Consider the following 15,958-nt stretch of genomic DNA (forward strand, 5'->3'; position numbering starts at 1 on the left):
CATGCCGCGTTCCCTGCTCGTCCTGTCCGCGCTCTCGCTCGCGCTCGCCGCCGCCCTGGTCGCCTGCGCGCCCAGCGGCGGACCGAAGCCGGGCGCCGCCGCCGCGCCGGCACCGCTGGCGGCGGCGGACGTGGCGAGCGAGAAAGCCAGGATCAGCTACGTGGTCGGTCGCGATTTCGCCCGCAGCGTCGAGCCGATCCGCGCCGAACTCGATGCCGAACTGGTGCTGCGCGCGATCCGCGACGCCCAGGCCGGCCGGCCGTCGCTGTTCGACGAGAGCGAAACCAAGCGCATCCGCGACGGCTTCAGCGCGCATCTGCGCGACAAGCACGATCAGCAGGTCAAGGCGCTGGCGGCGCGCAATCTCGCCGCCGGCGAGGCGTTCCTGAGCAAGAACGCGAACGCCGACGGGGTCAAGACCACCGCCTCGGGCCTGCAATACCAGATGCTGCGCGAGGGCAAGGGCGCGCATCCCAAGGCCAGCGACACGGTGCGGGTGAACTACGTCGGCACGCTGATCGACGGGCGCAAGTTCGAGAGCACCTACGACACCGACCATCCGGCCGAATTCGTGCTCGCGCAGGTGATGCCCGGTTGGACCGAGGGCGTGCAGCTGATGGCGCCGGGCGCCAAGTACCGCTTCTGGATGCCGCCGAAGCTGGCCTACGGCGAGCGCGGCCTGGCCGGGCAGATCGAACCGAACTCGGTGCTGGCGTTCGAAGTGGAACTGCTGGAGATCGCAGGCCAGGGCGCGCCGACGCACGACGAGTGAAACCGCGGCGTCAGAAGCTCGCGCGCACGCCGACGAGGTAGCGCTGGTTGCCGGCGCCAGCGCTGGCTTCCGCGCTCAGGCCCCACATCGCGTTGAACTTCAGCAGCGCGCCGACCGTGCCGCTGAATTCGCGCTCGTACACGTCGCCGTCGATGTAGTTGACCCGGGCCCAGCCTTCCAGATTCGGCGCCAGATCGTCGCGCAGGCCCAGCGACACGCGGTAATCGTTGCCGTCGATTTTCTCGCTGAAGCGCAGCGCGCGGTTTTCGAACTCGATGCGAGTGTTCTGATAGCCGACCTCGGCGGTCCATTCTGCGCGTTCGCCGAGCGCGCGGTAATAGCCCAGGCCGATGCCGGCCTGCTGCGCGTCCACGTCGAACTCGGCCAGCACGTCCTGGCCGGCGCGCAAGCGGTTGTCGCCGCTGCCTTTGTGCAGGCTGCCGGTCAAGAACAGTTGCGAGCCCAGTTCGACCGAACCGGCCGCGTACGCGCCGTCCACGTCGATATCGTCCAGCCGCAGCAGCGGATTGGAGCCAGCGGATTTCAGCTTTTGCGCGACATAGCCGGCGTCCAGGTAAGTGCGGCTGCGTTCTTGCGCGGGCGCGGGAACGGCAAGCAGGCAGAGCGCGGCAGCGAGTGCGGATTTCGACAGAACGGATTTCGATACAACGGATTTCGACGAAACGGACATGAACTTCCTCGGCAGAAAAGACGGGCGCGCCGCGCGGACGCGCCCGGGATTGCGATGACGGCGCGGGCCGCTGCGCTCAGCGCCGCAGCGCGTCGCGCAACAAGCCGCGCAGCCGCGACTGCGCTTGCGACACGGCGGCCGCCGCGGCAGCGGCCGGATCGGCGCAGCGCGGCGGCGGCAGCGCGGAGGCGGGCACCGCGATCGTCGGCAGCTCGGTGCAGGACGCCGCGTCCGCGCCGAAGCCGAGCGGCGCCAGCGGCGCGGCGACGTCGCGCGCGGCCAGCACCGCCGGCGAGGCGGGAAAACCCTCCCAGACCATCGGCGTGTGCAGCAGCTCGATCCGGCGCAGCGCCTTGTCGGCCGGCACGTGCACGACCCAGGTGCGGAAGCTGTCGCCGTCGAGCGGATCGCTGGCGCTGGCCGGCGGCGTGCCGCGCGCCTGGTTGAACGGGCGGAACCCGTCCTGGATCAGCACGTGGCGGACGCTGCCGTCGGCGTAGGTCGCGCGCAGCGTGTAGTCGCAACCGCCGTTGCGGCAGTACCAGAAGTTGACGCTGGTGTCGGGCACGATGCTGGCGCGCTGGGCCGCGTCGGTCGGGTCGATGTAGCGCAGCAGGTTGCCGGTGTAGCTCAGCGGCGGATAGATCTGGCTGACCTCGGGCGTGCCTGCGTTGCTCAGCGTCATCGCGATCGCGTACAGCGGCACGTCGCGTCGTTGCGGCAGGTTCTGATCGAGGCCGAACAAGCCGCCGCTGGTGGTGGCGGTGGCCGCCTCGACCCAGCGCCGGTCGATCGTGTCCCAGCGCCGGTAGCCGCTGGCGAAGGCCGCGTCCTGGATCACGCTGCCGCCGCTGTAGCTGCGGCGGCCGTCGGCGGAGCGCTGGGTCGTGCCCTCGAAGTAACGCTGGTACATGCCGGTGCTGTAGTCGGAGAAGGTGCTGAAGCGGTACTCCGGCGCCTGATCGCTGGCGCCGCTCTGCATCGGGTCTTGCTTGACGCAGCGGCCTTCGGCGTCGATCTGCCGCGGCGCGCCGTCGAAGGTATCGCCGCGGCAGCGCGCGTAGCGGGTCGAGGTGGTCGGCATGAACGGCGGCTGGAAGCGCTTGCCGACCGCGTCGTAGCCCCAGGCCGAACCGGCGAGGCTGCCGCCGGCATACGGATAACGGCCGGCGCGATGGGCCTCGCCCTGATGCGGCAGGCCCATGGCGTGGCCCTGCTCGTGAATGAAGATGCCCCTGTAGGCGTGATCGCCGGTGCCGACTTCGCCGCCGCCGAGGCCGCCGCCGGGAGACACGACGCGGCCGGCGGCGTTGAACAGGATCAAGGGCGCGTAGAACTGCACCGGCGCCGGCCGTTCGCCGTTGGCGTCGATCAGGCCGCCGAGCACGGCCAGCACCGACGACATCAGATGGAACTTGTCGGACACTGCGTCGGCGTTGTGCGCCAGATACGCCGGCTTGCCGCCTTGGGGCGGGACCACCAGGGTCGGCCAGATCGTCGCCTGCGCCGGATGGTTCTGCGCGATCAGGCGGGCCACCGGCCATTTCGCGTAGATCTCGTCCACGGTGGCGGCATCGGGCAGACCGGAGACGGATAGCGGCACCGAATTGTCCGGCGTCGCGCCGAACAGATAGAACGGCAGCACCCGCAGCACCGCCGAACTGTCGGCGCCGATCAGCGGCGCTTGCGCCGCGCCGGGCAGGTAGTTGTCGGCGCGCAGCCGCAACTGCAGCGCCGGCGTCATCCATGCGGCGGGAATGTCCGCGCTGTAGCGGTCGGTCGCATAGGCCGGCCCGGCGCCTTCGGTAGGCGGCAGTGCCGCGGGCGGCGCGACTTCGACCGCGCCGAGCAGCGTGCCGTCGGCCCAGCCTTCCAGGCGCACGTTGCGCGCATCGGCGGCCGACAACCGCAGCAACGCCAGCGCGGGGCGGCCGCCGATGGCGTGATAGGACTCGCTGGCGGCGCTCAGCGTCCAGCCCAGGCCCTGCGCGGGCAGCACATGCGTTTGCGCCAGTTCCAGCGCGGCGATGTCGAGCGCGGCGGTCGGCGCTTGCGCCAGCGGCGTGGCGCTGGCTTCGTTCGACGGCGCGCTGCTGCCGCCGGCGTTGACGGCGCGGACCATGAAGTAATACGTGCTGCCCGGCGCGAGCCCGGCGACGGTCGCCGCGGTGCCGGCGACGTTGCGCACGACTGGCGCGGCGCCTTGCGCGCCGGGCGCGAGGCCTTGGTAGATCTCGTAGCTGGTGGCGCCCGGCGCCGCGTTCCACGACAGCTCTACGCGGCCCACGCCCGCGCTCGCGATCAGGCGGGTCGGAGCGGACGGTGCGGCGGGGCCGGGCGTGCCCGGTGTTCCCGGCGTTGCGGGATTGGGGCCGGCGTTCGGCGCGTCCTTGCCGCCGCCACCGCCGCCGCACGCGACGAGCGCGGTGGCCGCGAGCAGGGACAGCGCCAGCGCGCGGAAGCGAAGAAGTTTCATCGGTACGTCTCTTGCGGGCGAAGCGCCGCGCGCGTCCTGATTGCACGCAAGCTCCGCTGGACTGAAAGAGGGATGGCGCATAGCGGCGACTCCCCTCGCGCATGCGGCCCCATCGTGAAGCGGCGCGGAAAATAGCACGAATCGCAACAGACGCTTCATCGGAAACTCGGCTTTCGCGGCGCGAAAATACGTACCGGCGCACGCAATGAAGCTCGAGCTGCGGATTACGCTTTAACTGCGTGCAATCCGCGCGCCAATTACGAGTAATAGACGTGCAACTCTTTCGGCCAGCTGGCTGGCGGAACCTGCTTCGGCATCGGGTGGCATCGCATGCGCAGCCCGCCGCCGCCTTACTGCCGGCGGGCGACCGCGCCGGCGGGCCGCGCGTCCGAATGCGATTGGCATCGATAAACTTCGCGGCGTTCGCGTCTTCGCGAATCGGAACGTTCGCCGAGGTTCGGCCGCAGGCCCCGGCCGAATCGCGACTTGTGACGTCCTGCGCGCTAACCCCCGCCGCACCCGCGCATTGCGTCGCAATCGTGTAGCAGTTTTCCGGCCAAACTCCGCAGCCATCGCGGCCGTCGGTCGCGATCCCCGCCTTCAGCCAACTCCACCGCCGGAGACAGCCAGTGACCGCCATCGCCCCGCGCGCCCCGTTGTGCGCCGCCCTCGCCACCGCCCTGATCGGCGCCGCTGTGCTAGCGCCGGCGCACGCCGCCCAGCGCACCCTGCAGCTGTCGGAAGACGCCACCCACAGCAAGCCGGTGAGCGCCGCGTCGGTGCGCGGCACGCCGCTGGCCAAGGCCGGCGCCGCCGACCGCGTCTGCGAAACCGGCGCCAAGTGGCTGCGCGTCGGCTTCAAGCAGCTCAAGCTGTCGGGTTACGACTCGCTGGTGCTGACCAGCAGCGGCGGCGACAAGCTGGTGTTCGAAGGCAAGCACTGGAACGACCGCAGCTTCACCACCCGCGCGCTGCGCGGCGAGTGCGTCGACATCCAGCCGTATTTCAGCCAGCCCGACAGCGCCTTCCAGCTCGACCGCTACGACTACAGCGCGGTCGCGCTGGACAAGGCCACGGTGGTGGTGGCCGGCGCGGGCGACATCTGCGACACCAGCGGCAACGCCTGCCAGGGCACCTCCGATCTGATCGTGTCGATCAACCCGACCGCGGTGTTCACCGCCGGCGACAACGCCTACAACAGCGGCACCCTGAGCGAATACAACAACCGCTACGCGCCGACCTGGGGCCGCTTCAAGGCGCTGACCAGCCCGTCGCCGGGCAACCACGACTACAGCACCACCGGCGCCAAGGGCTATTTCGACTACTTCAACGGCAGCGGCAACCAGACCGGCCCGGCCGGCGACCGCAGCAAGGGCTACTACAGCTGGGACGTCGGCGACTGGCACTTCATCGCCCTCAACACCATGAGCGGCGGCACCGTCGCCCAGGCCCAGATCGACTGGCTCAAGTCCGACCTCGCCGCCAACACCAAGCCCTGCACCGCGGCCTATTTCCACCATCCGCTGCTCAGCCGCGGCAGCTACTCCGGCTACAGCCAGGTCAAGCCGTTCTGGGACGCGCTGTACGCGGCCAAGGCCGACCTGGTGCTGGTCGGCCACGACCACAACTACCAGCGCTACGCCAAGATGGATCCGAACAAGGCCGCGGCCAGCGACGGCATCCGCCAGGTCCTGGTCGGCACCGGCGGGCGCGCGTTCTATGGCATCAGCGGTAGCCACGCGCTGCTGGAAGCCAGCAACGACAGCACCTTCGGCGTGCTCAAGCTGACCCTGACCGCGACCGGCTACACCGGCGACTTCGTACCGCGCGCCGGCAGCAGCTACACCGACCGTTTCACCGGCACCTGCAACAAGGGCAACGGCAATCCGCCGACCCAGACGCTGACCCTCAACAGCGTGCGCGACGTGACGGTGAAGTCCGGCGGCAGCCGCGACAACGGCGCCACTCTCTATGCCGACGGCAGCGACGGCGGCCAGGTGCTGCGCGGGCTGATGGGCTGGGACGTGTCCAGCGCGGCCGGCAAGACCCTCACCGCCGCGCAGGTGAAGCTGCAGGTCAGCGACCGCTCCGGCGGCACCTACGACCTGTACGCCGCGGGCGCGGCGTGGACCGAGTCCAACGCCAGCTACAGCGGCGTGGGCCTGGGCACCAAGATCGGTTCGATCGTGCCCAACGCGACCGGCGCGCAGTCCATCGCGCTCAATGCCGCGGGACTGCAGCTGGTCAAGAACTGGGCCTCCGGCGCGGTCGCCAACAACGGCGTGGTGCTGGCGTCGAGCTCCAGCGACGGCGTGGACTGGTCCTCGCGCGAGGGCACGAACGCGCCGCAGCTGATCCTGACCTACACGCCCTGAGCGCTACGGCCGTGCGAGCCCACGGCGCAGCGGCACAAACGAAAACGCCCGCGGACCGCGCGGGCGTTTTCTTTCGCAGGCGCCTCGATCAGGCGATGGCTTGCATGGCCGGACGCGCGGCATGCGTGCCCGCGCCGGCGCCGATCATCAGCTTGACCGATTCCTTGATGCGCTCGGCGCCGCCGAGCTTGACCGCGGCGATCAGGCGCTCGCCGATGGTCTTGGTTTCGTCGTTGCTGCTGGCGTGCGCGCCGAGGATCGCCAGGCCCTTCTCGGTGAGGCGGTAGCGCAGCGCCACGTGCACGAACGCAACTCCGTTCAACGACTCCTTGACGCAGGCCGTGCTGCGCACGTAACCCTCGTCGAGCAGCCATTCGAAGGTCGCGCCGCAGGCGAGCACCGCCTGCGCCATGGCTTCGCGATTGGTCGGGTCCAGGCCCGGCAGATGACGCGCCGATTCCTCGGCGTTGAAACGGGCTACGACGGGATGCTGCTCGAGCGCCGTCGCGCAGATGCGCGCGGTGGCGATGCTGAATACCTCGATGTTCTTCATGGATGACGCCCCCTGACGTCCTTGCTATTTACGAGGGCATTACGTAAAGGCCGCGTGATGAAAAATCACGAAAAATAGCGAAAAAACAAGGGTATTTTTTCGATCCGGTCCACATGAATTGTGATGCCCGGCGGTATACCCGTGACGCGGCATGACAAACTGACCCGGCGCGGCAGAAGCGTTACCCATTGCGGCAGCCGACCCGGCCGTCGCCGATCAGTTTGATGAACGGGTTTTGGTCCGGCCGCCCTCAGGATTTCGCCGGAACCAGTTCGATCACCGTGTCGATGGTATCGGCCGGCGTCCGCGGCATTGCGACCGCGAGCTCATCGCCGTCGCGGCGCACGCGCAGGGCCGTGCCGCCGTCGAGCAGGCGCGCCGTCCACCGCCCCGGCGCGCGCAGCCGCAGCTCGCCATCGGACGGTCGTTCGAATACGTGCAGATACAGCCGCTCGCCGGCGGCCGTGCGCTTGGCGGTGATCCGGCCCCATGCCACCTCGCCGAGCGGATTGGCGTTGGTGGCGTAGATCGATTCGCCGTTGCGACGCAGCCACGCGCCGATCTGCCACAGCCGGTCGACGCTGGCCTGCGGTACGCTGCCGTCGGCCATCGGCCCGATGTTGAGCAGCAGGTTGCCGCCCTTGCTCGCGGTGTCGACCAGGTCGCGCAGCAACTCGCGCGTGGACTTCCAGTTCGTGTCCAGCGCGCTGTAACCCCAGGTGCCGTTCATGGTCATGCACGCCTCCCAGTCCACGCCGGGCACGCCGCGCGCGGGGATGGCCTGCTCCGGCGTGGTGAAGTCGCCGTGGGCGCGGTCGAACCATTGCAGGCTGCCCTGCGGATCGTCGTAGCCGAGCGAGCGGTACAGGCGGTTGTTCATGACGATGCCGGGCTGGTCCTTGCGCACCATCGTCATCAGTTCCTGCGCGCGCCAGGTCTCGCCTTCGGCGCCGGGGTTGGAATAGTCCCACCACAGCACGTCGATCGGGCCGTAGCGTTCGACCAGTTCGCGCACCTGCGCGTGCAGGAAGTCCTGATATTGGCGCAGGTTCGCGCGCTTGGCGTACTCCGGGTCCTGCGCGTCGCCGGCCTTTTCCAGCGGATGCGGCAGCGGGTGTTCGAGGCGGGCGAAGTCGCGGTAGGGATAGGCCGGGTGATGCCAGTCGATCACCGAGTGATACAGCCCGACCTTGAGCCCCTCGGCGCGCGCGGCTTCGACGATCTCGCGCACCAGATCGCGTCCGGTGGCGTCCTTGGCGTCGAAGTCGCTGACCGCGCTGTCGTGCAGGGCGAAACCTTCGTGGTGCTTGCTGGTGAACACCAGGTACTTGGCGCCGGCTTGTTTCGCCAGCTTGGCCCATTCGCGGGCGAAGCCGGGCTTGGGCTCGAACAACGGCAGCATCTGCCGCGCGTACTCGTCGGTGGGCACGTGGGCGTTGCGCTGGATCCATTCGGCCGAACCCTTGACCGGTTCGCCGTTCCAGCGCCCGGCCGCGCCGGAGTACAGGCCCCAGTGCACGAACAGGCCGAAGCGCGCTTCGCGCCACCAGCGCATGCGCGCGTCGAACGCGGCCTGCGATTCGGTCGCCGCGGCGACCGCGGGCTTGGGCACGGACGCGGCCGGCGTGGCGGCGTGGGCCGCGCCGGCGAGCGCGGCCAGGCCGGCGGCGATCAAGCCTGCCAGGAGCGGGGCGGCGACGATCCGGCTGGCGAAAGGGGCGGCATGCAGCGGCGTCATCGGTGTTCTCCTCGAAGCGGGCCACGGCATCCCAGCAGACCGCGCGCGATGCGGTCAACCGGCGCTGCATCGCGCGCTTTCGTTTCGCCGCCGCGCGCGCGCGTCTGCTTTCGGATTGCGCGCGATTCGCCACGCATGCGCGATGTCCAAACAAATCCAAAGCGCGACAATCGCGGCGCAACATGGCGGCGCGCGCGATCGCCACTAGACTGCCGCGATCGCCGCCGCCTTCGCATCGCCATGGACCGTCGCCGTTTCCTGCTCGCCAGTTCCGCCTGCGCGCTTTCCGCGTCCGCGCTCGCGTTGGATGCGTCCGCCGCGACTGCGCCCGCCGCCGCGACGCCGAACGGCGCGCGCCCGCGGCCCACGCCGCAGCAACTGGCGTGGCAGCGCGAGGAGCTCGCGCTGTTCGTGCACTACACCGTCAACACCTACACCGATCGCGAGTGGGGCGAGGGCGACGAAGATCCGCGCGCGTTCGAGCCGACCGATCTGGACGCGCGGCAATGGGCGCGCGCGGCCAAGGCCGGCGGCTTCCGCAGCCTGATCCTCACCGCCAAGCACCACGACGGTTTCTGCCTGTGGCCGACCGCGACCACCGCGCACAGCGTGCGCAGCAGCCCGTGGCGCGACGGCCGCGGCGACGTGGTGCGCGAGTTCGTCGAGGCCTGCCGCGGCGAGGGCCTCGGCGTGGGCTTCTATCTCTCGCCCTGGGACCGGCACGAGCCGCGCTACGGCAGCGGCCGCGCCTACGACGATTTCTACATCGCCCAACTCACCGAGCTGTTGACGGACTATGGCCCGGTGGTCGAGGTGTGGTTCGACGGCGCCAACGGCGAAGGCCCGAACGGGCGGCGCCAGGCCTACGACTGGGCGCGCATCCACCGCACCGTGCGCGCGCTGCAGCCCGATGCGGTGATCTTCTCCGACGCCGGCCCGGACGTGCGCTGGATCGGCAACGAGCGCGGCGTCGCCGGCAGCACCTGCTGGGCGACGGTGGATCCGGCGCGGGTGCCGTATCCGGGCTTCGACCGGCCGTGGGTCGGCGAGGCGCTGCAGCAGGGCGACCCGCACGGCAGCGCTTGGCGGCCGGGCGAAACCGACGTGTCGATCCGGCCCGGCTGGTTCTGGCACGCGGCCGAGGATGCCAAGGTGCGCAGCGCCGACAACCTCATCGACCTGTACTGCAGTTCGGTCGGACGCAACAGCAAGCTGCTGCTCAACGTGCCGCCGACGCGCGCGGGGCGCTTCCACGACACCGACGTCGCCCGCCTCGCCGAGTTCGGCCGCAAGCGCGCGGCGCTGTTCGCCGGCGGCAACCTTCTGGCCGGCGCGCGCGTGCGCGCCAGCGGCGGCGCGGCGCCCGCGCGCGTGCTCGACGGCGACGCGGATTCGTACTGGCGCGCCGACGCGGGCGAGGCCTGGCTGGAGTTCGAGTCGGGCGAACAGATCGAGTTCGACCTGCTGTGCCTGCAGGAAGCCGTCGCCGAAGGCCAGCACGTCGCCAACCACCGTTTCGAAGCCTGGCGCGACGGCGGCTGGAAGACCGTGGCCTGGGGCACGACCATCGGCTGCAAGCGCCTGGAGCGGTTCGACCCGGTGCGGGCGCGGCGGCTGCGGCTGGTGATCGAGCACGCCTACGATCTGCCGCGGATCGCGACGGTGGCCGTCTACCGCGGCGCGTGAGCGGGGTTCTTGTGGGAGGGCCTTCAGGCCCGATGCTCTCGTCTCAGCTTGGGATGATCTGATCGGAAGGCATCGGGCCTGAAGGCCCTCCCACGAATGCCGAGCCTGAACGGCAGTTCAGCGGCAAGCGTGGTATCTTCCCCGCCAGAAGGGGAGTAGCTCCCGCTGTCGTCGCCGTCACTACGGGCTCACCGCCCCGGTGCGACAGGTGTCCGGACCGCCGATCGGTCGGCCGGATGCGAGCAAGACCTTCGCCGCAGCGGCGAAGGCATGTCTCCCGAATTCCCTCCGGACGACGCTTCGTGGCCTGCGGCCTCGAAACCGGCGCGCTTGCGCCCCCAACGTCTTGCGGGAGAGTCAAATGGAAACCATCGGCAGTCCGATGCTGTGGGGCGCGTTCGCCGCCTTCGTCGTCGTCGCGCTGCTCGTCGATCTGGTGCTGATGCGCCACGGCGGGCCGCACAAGGTCACGTTCAAGGAAGCGGCGTGGTGGAGCGTGGGCTGGATCGCCCTGGCGCTGGTGTTCAACGCCGCGCTGTGGTGGTACGTGAGCCGCGAGTCCGGCGCCGAGGTGGGCAACCGGATCGGCCTGGAGTTCCTGACCGGCTACCTCGTCGAGAAGTCGCTCGCGGTCGACAACATCTTCGTGTTCCTGATGCTGTTCACTTACTTCGCCGTGCCCGAGGAGCAGCGCCAGCGCGTGCTGGTGATCGGCATCCTCGGCGCGATCGTGCTGCGCTCGGTGCTGATCTTCGCCGGCGCGCTGCTGTTGGCGAAGTTCCACTGGGTGCTGTACGTGTTCGGCGCGTTCCTGGTGTTCACCGGCATCAAGATGCTGATGGCCGCGGGCAAGAGTCCGGACCTGGAGCAGAACCCGGTACTCAAGTGGATGCGCGGCCACCTGCGCCTGACCGACGACTACCACGACAGCAAGCTGTCGATCGTGCGCGACGGCAAGCGCTGGTTCACCCCGCTGTTCGCGGTGATCGCGCTGATCGGCGTGACCGACGTGATCTTCGCGGTCGACTCGATCCCGGCGATCTTCGCCATCACCGCCGATCCGTTCATCGTGCTGACCTCGAACGTGTTCGCGGTGCTGGGCCTGCGCGCGATGTTCTTCCTGCTGCAGGGCATGGCCGACCGCTTCCACCTGCTGCCGTACGGGCTGGCGACGGTGCTGGTGTTCATCGGCGCCAAGATGCTGCTGATCGATATCTACAAGATCCCGATCCTGGTCTCGCTGCTGGGTGTGGCGGCGATCATCGGCACCTCGGTAGTGCTGAGCCTGGTGCGGCCGCCGAAGCCGGAGGCGGGCGGGCACTGAGGCATTCAGTCCAGTCCTGAGCCGATAGCGGGCCGCGGCGCCGATGGGTACATTGGCGTCGCGGCCCTTTTCGTTGGCGGCCGCGCCGATCCGAGGCGCCGCCATGGCCAAGAACGCGACCGCCCGAACGTCCGCCCGCGCCGCGACCGCGCCGGCGGACGCCGCGGGCGCGAAGACGCCGGCGTCGAAGCGCGGGCCGCGACGCGGTGTTGCGAACGAATCTGCTGCGAACAAGCCTGCGCTGAAGAAGCCCGCCGCGGGCAAGGCGGTGGCGAAGAAAGCCGCGACCAAGCGATCCGTGCCGAAGGCCGCGGCGAAGATCGCCACCCAGACCTCCGCGGCGATATCGGCGCCGAACCGTTCGCGAACAACCGCACGCGCCGACGGCAAGACCACCGTGGCCGCGCGCAAGGCCGCGCAGGCCGCGTTCGCCGCGCAACCGCTGCCGGCGCGTTTGGAGCAGGCGCTGCACGCCCTGCGCGCCGCCGCCGACGCGCGTCACCGCGACGGCATGGCGCGCTTCGCGATCCCGAGCGAGCGCGCCTTCGGCGTGCCGATGGCCCAGGTCCAGGCCGTGGCCAAGCGCCTGGGCCGCGACCGCGCGCTCGCCGCGGCGCTGTGGGACAGCGGCTGGTACGAAGCGCGCCTGCTCGCCGCCTACCTCGACGACCCGGCCGCGGTCACCGCCGCGCAGATGGACCGCTGGGCGCGCGACTTCGACAACTGGGCGGTGTGCGACACCGTCTGTTTCGCCCTGTTCGACCGCAGCCCGCTGGCCTGGCGCAAGATCGAGCAATGGGCGCGGCGCGAGGACGAGTTCGTGCGCCGCGCCGCGTTCGCGCTGCTGGCGAGCAAGAGCGTGCACGACAAGAGCGCCGGCGACGAACCGTTCCTGCGCGGCCTGGACTTGGTCGAAGCGCATGCCGGCGACGCGCGCAACTTCGTCAGGAAAGCCGTGAACTGGGCGCTGCGCTCGATCGGCAAGCGCAACGCCGCGCTGCATGCGGCGGCCTTGCGCAGCGCGACCCATCTGGCCGCATCCGCCGACCCGAGCTCGCGCTGGAACGGCAAGGACGCGCTGCGCGAACTCAACGGCCCGGCCACTGCGCGCCGGCTGGCACGCAAGGCCTGACCCCCGGGGCGCAACGGCATCGACGACGGAAGTTGCGATAGCGCCCTGTAGGAGCGGCGCGAGCCGCGACCGCAGGGTAGCCGGTTGCGTCGTCCCTGCGGTGTCGCGGTCGCAGCTTGCGCAGCTCCTACAGGGGAAATTGCAGCGTCGCCGTAAGTTGTGGGCCCTCTGCAGGAGCGGCCCGAGCCGCGCCGCGGGTGGCTGGTCGCGTCGTCCTGCGGTGTCGCGTTCGCAGCTTGCGCCGCTGCTGCAGGGCCCGATCGTGGCTGAACATACGCACTGCGCGCGCGTTGTGCCGGTCTTGCGAACTGCGGTCGCGCCGCCGCGCGCAACGCTGCTGGATGCCGGTCGTCGAGGACAGTTTCCGCCCGCATTTCCCGCCCCCTGGGGCCGCCCCCAGGCATCGCCACGGCGGCCCCGGTGCTACGGTCTGCGGGTTGAATCCCAAGGCCCCCGCCATGTCCCTCTTCAGCCTCATCGATTCGGTCGCGCGCACCGTCCAACAGCTGGCCACGCAGCCCAAGCCGCTGCCGCCGGTGCACACCATCGCCCGCGACGAAACCCTGCCGCAGATCGCCGCGCAATACCGCGGCACGGTGCCGCAGGAGACCTTCGAACAGCAGATCAAGGACGCCAACCCGCAGGTGCTCAACTGGGAAGCGCTGTACCCGGACACCGAGATCGCGCTGCCGCCGGCCGAGCACGACGGCGCCCAGGTTCAGACCGTCGCCTACACCCAGCAGGCGACGGACAAGACGGACAAGTCGCCGGAAGTGCAGCGCGTGGACACCGCGGTCCAGGCCGATGCCGCCCATTCCACGCCGGAAACCCGCGCCGAGCTCAAGGCCGCGGTCAAGGCCGAGATGCAGTCGCGCTACCAGGCCGAATTCGACGCCCGCCCGACCGGCGCGGTGTACGACGCCAAGACCATCGACGGCTACGGCCGCAGCATCGCCGAGCGCTACGCCGACGATCCGGCCGCGCGCGCCGGCATCGAGGCGGTGAGCAAGGACATCCGCGTCGACCACGAAGTCGAGTTAACGGTGATGGTCGCCAACGCCGGCGATCCCAAGTCGGTGGTCGCCATCCTCAAGGACCAGTGGTCGAAGATCTCGCCCGAAGCGCAGCAGCGGCTGTCGACCAGCATCGAGCTGGGCAAGCTGATCAACGAGAAGATCGAACCGTACGTGGCCGAGCCGTTCAAGGGCGTGGATTCCGGCGGCGATCCCAAGGCGCTGATGGCCCCGGCCAACGAAGCCTCGCGGCGCCTGGCCGAACTGACCGACGGCTTGCCGCCGGCGCTGGCGCAGGCCGTGGTCACCCAGAACCTCGACACGGTGCTGCGCATCACCGAGGTCAAGCCGATGTACGCCGGCGGCAACAAGTTCGGCGAAGCGACGTCCTACGCCAACATGGCCCGGGTGTACGAATCGCTCGGCGACACCGGCGACGGCCCGCGCCTGCGTTCGGACCTCGCCGCCAGCTACGTCGGCCATTCCGGCGACTGGCGCGGGCAGGGCTATCCGTTCTCCGAGAACATTTCCAATGCGATACGCGACGGCGTCGGTCCCGGACTGGCGCTGGAGATGGCCAGGCAGCTGCAGGGCAAGGGCGAGAACGAACTGGCCGGCGTGTTCCTGCGCGGCGTGAGCCACGGCGCGGAGCTGCTGCAGCAGCGCATCGAGGGCAACCTCGGCCAGTACAAGGAGATGATGGGCGAGCTGGCGCGCTTGCTGAAGTACTCCGAAGGCCTGCCGCCGGACAAGTTGAACAAGGCGGTCAACGACTACCTTGCCGCCAAGGGCAAGGACGATCCGGACTGGTTGAGCAAGTACCAGAAACTGGAGAAGGACCTGGCCGCCGACGGGCGCCTGCTGCAGGAAACGCTGGGCGGCCTGAACGCGCTGCCGGCGCAGGTGAAGGCGACCAACCCGGAGTTGATGGACACGATCAAGTCCATCGCCAACGACGACGACACCCTGCAGGCCTTCGGCCTGGCCGCCGGCAGCGACGACCGCTTCCTGGTCGGCGAGAACGCCGATTCGACCGCGGCGCTGTTCGACGCGACCAAGGTCTCCAAGGAAGGCGCCGAGTACCTGAAGCGGCTCGCCAGCCAGGCGATCAACCAGAACGCGATGAGCGTGTTCGCCGGCGTCGATCCGGACAACCCGGCCAGCGTCGCCGACGGCAAGACCCGGCTGGAGGCGATGAGCCGGCAGTACTCCGGCGCGCTCGGCGCCGATGCCGAACAGTACCGCCGCGCGATCGGCGAACTGGAGAAACTGCTGGACGTGCCCGCCGGCGATACCCAGGCGATGGCGACCCAGCTCAACAAGTTCCACACCGAACTGCAGGGCATCGAGGGCTTCGGCGCCAAGCAGCCGGCCGGCATCACCTTCCGCGCGCTCGGCGTGGCCGCGGCCGGCCTGGCCTTCGGCAAGTCCACCGCCGACGCCATCTCCGATCCGACCTGGGCCAACCAGATCGCCGCGTTCGGCGACGCGGCCGGCCTGGTCAAGGACGCGCGCGACCTGCTGACCAACCCCGCCGCGCAGGCGGTGGACCGCAACTCGCCGGCGGCGATGGAAGCGCTGGAAAGCGGGCTCAAGCGCTTCGAGAACGTCAACAAGGTGCTGGGCGTGGTGTCGGCGGTGGGCGACGTGGCCAAGCTGGTCGACGCGCTGCTGTCCGACCGTCCGCTCAAGGGCGTGGAAGCCGGCCTGTACGGCCTGGGCGCGACCGGCACCGTGATCATGGCGGTGTCGACCGGCCCGGTCGGCGCGCTGGTCGGCTCGGTGATGATCGGCGTGTCGGTGTTCGGCCAGTCCGCGCTCGGCGATTACCGCGACAAGCAGGGCAAGGTCGAGGGCTCGATGAAGTTCCTGCAGAACGCCGGCTTCGACGCCGACGCCGCGGCGGTGCTCAGCGACCAGGGCGAGGACGAATACTACCTGTCGATCCCGACGGTGCCGTTGATCATGCAGGCCGCGCGCGACGACCGCATCGGCGCCGGCCGCCCGCTGGAAGGGCAGGCGGCGATCGACTACATCAACCAGATGCCGCGCGACAAGCTGCAGGTGATGGTCAACCAGTTGCGGATGGCCAATCGCTGAGGCTGTAGTGGCTGCGTCGTAGTTGCGGCGTCGCGGTCGCGGCTTGCGCCGCTCCTACAGGGGGGGATTGCGGCTGTGTCGGGGCGTGCCGTGAGTTT

At 69.9% G+C, this 15,958-nt stretch carries 10 protein-coding genes; 6 read left to right on the forward strand and 4 right to left on the reverse strand.

The features are described 5' to 3' along the window. Position 1: 1 nt before the first annotated feature. Complete coding sequence (locus tag RDV84_RS08060; protein ID WP_078997879.1) at positions 2 to 772, forward strand: FKBP-type peptidyl-prolyl cis-trans isomerase; 771 nt, start codon at positions 2 to 4, stop codon at positions 770 to 772. A gap of 10 nt (positions 773 to 782) precedes the next feature. Here the strand turns inward: RDV84_RS08060 and RDV84_RS08065 are convergent, their stop codons facing one another. Both RDV84_RS08065 and RDV84_RS08070 read right to left on the reverse strand, forming a co-directional pair. Next, complete coding sequence (locus RDV84_RS08065; protein ID WP_309153016.1) at positions 783 to 1,463, reverse strand: outer membrane beta-barrel protein; 681 nt, start codon at positions 1,461 to 1,463, stop codon at positions 783 to 785. A gap of 76 nt (positions 1,464 to 1,539) precedes the next feature. Next, on the reverse strand, positions 1,540 to 3,939 hold the full coding sequence (locus tag RDV84_RS08070) for a M66 family metalloprotease (protein ID WP_309153017.1): 2,400 nt from the start codon (positions 3,937 to 3,939) through the stop codon (positions 1,540 to 1,542). 629 nt (positions 3,940 to 4,568) lie between these two features. Here RDV84_RS08070 and RDV84_RS08075 point away from each other — a divergent pair. Beyond that, positions 4,569 to 6,314: a DNRLRE domain-containing protein gene (locus RDV84_RS08075; RefSeq protein ID WP_309153018.1), complete on the forward strand. Its 1,746-nt coding sequence runs from the start codon at positions 4,569 to 4,571 to the stop codon at positions 6,312 to 6,314. A gap of 88 nt (positions 6,315 to 6,402) precedes the next feature. On the opposite strand, the gene RDV84_RS08080 is transcribed toward RDV84_RS08075, so the two are convergent. Next, the gene (locus RDV84_RS08080; protein WP_057949529.1) at positions 6,403 to 6,867 is read right to left on the reverse strand and encodes a hypothetical protein; all 465 of its coding nucleotides are present in this window, start codon (positions 6,865 to 6,867) and stop codon (positions 6,403 to 6,405) included. A 250-nt stretch (positions 6,868 to 7,117) separates the two neighbouring features. After that, the gene (locus RDV84_RS08085; RefSeq protein WP_309153019.1) at positions 7,118 to 8,605 is read right to left on the reverse strand and encodes an alpha-L-fucosidase; all 1,488 of its coding nucleotides are present in this window, start codon (positions 8,603 to 8,605) and stop codon (positions 7,118 to 7,120) included. Between the two features lie 240 nt (positions 8,606 to 8,845). Here RDV84_RS08085 and RDV84_RS08090 point away from each other — a divergent pair, with 240 nt between their 5' ends. From RDV84_RS08090 to RDV84_RS08105, 4 genes are all read left to right on the forward strand, one after another. Next, positions 8,846 to 10,291: an alpha-L-fucosidase gene (locus RDV84_RS08090; protein ID WP_309153020.1), complete on the forward strand. Its 1,446-nt coding sequence runs from the start codon at positions 8,846 to 8,848 to the stop codon at positions 10,289 to 10,291. Between the two features lie 361 nt (positions 10,292 to 10,652). Beyond that, complete coding sequence (locus tag RDV84_RS08095) at positions 10,653 to 11,615, forward strand: TerC family protein (protein WP_057949527.1); 963 nt, start codon at positions 10,653 to 10,655, stop codon at positions 11,613 to 11,615. 298 nt (positions 11,616 to 11,913) lie between these two features. Then, on the forward strand, positions 11,914 to 12,747 hold the full coding sequence (locus RDV84_RS08100) for a DNA alkylation repair protein (protein ID WP_309153021.1): 834 nt from the start codon (positions 11,914 to 11,916) through the stop codon (positions 12,745 to 12,747). 458 nt (positions 12,748 to 13,205) lie between these two features. Further along, positions 13,206 to 15,860 (forward strand): LysM peptidoglycan-binding domain-containing protein, encoded by a 2,655-nt coding sequence (locus tag RDV84_RS08105; protein ID WP_309153022.1) that lies wholly within the window; start codon positions 13,206 to 13,208, stop codon positions 15,858 to 15,860. Positions 15,861 to 15,958 lie beyond the last annotated feature (98 nt).

It is taken from the genome of Lysobacter yananisis (genome assembly GCF_031199375.1).
Taxonomy (GTDB): Bacteria; Pseudomonadota; Gammaproteobacteria; order Xanthomonadales; family Xanthomonadaceae; genus Lysobacter; species Lysobacter yananisis.

Excerpts from the sequence above, each read along its gene's own strand:
- RDV84_RS08060 (WP_078997879.1), top strand. The coding sequence starts at position 2 with ATGCCGCGTTCCCTGCTCGTCCTGTCCGCGCTCTCGCTCGCGCTCGCC.
- RDV84_RS08065 (WP_309153016.1), bottom strand. The coding sequence starts at position 1,463 with ATGTCCGTTTCGTCGAAATCCGTTGTATCGAAATCCGTTCTGTCGAAA.
- RDV84_RS08070 (WP_309153017.1), bottom strand. The coding sequence starts at position 3,939 with ATGAAACTTCTTCGCTTCCGCGCGCTGGCGCTGTCCCTGCTCGCGGCC.
- RDV84_RS08080 (WP_057949529.1), bottom strand. The coding sequence starts at position 6,867 with ATGAAGAACATCGAGGTATTCAGCATCGCCACCGCGCGCATCTGCGCG.
- RDV84_RS08085 (WP_309153019.1), bottom strand. The coding sequence starts at position 8,605 with ATGACGCCGCTGCATGCCGCCCCTTTCGCCAGCCGGATCGTCGCCGCC.
- RDV84_RS08090 (WP_309153020.1), top strand. The coding sequence starts at position 8,846 with ATGGACCGTCGCCGTTTCCTGCTCGCCAGTTCCGCCTGCGCGCTTTCC.
- RDV84_RS08095 (WP_057949527.1), top strand. The coding sequence starts at position 10,653 with ATGGAAACCATCGGCAGTCCGATGCTGTGGGGCGCGTTCGCCGCCTTC.
- RDV84_RS08105 (WP_309153022.1), top strand. The coding sequence starts at position 13,206 with ATGTCCCTCTTCAGCCTCATCGATTCGGTCGCGCGCACCGTCCAACAG.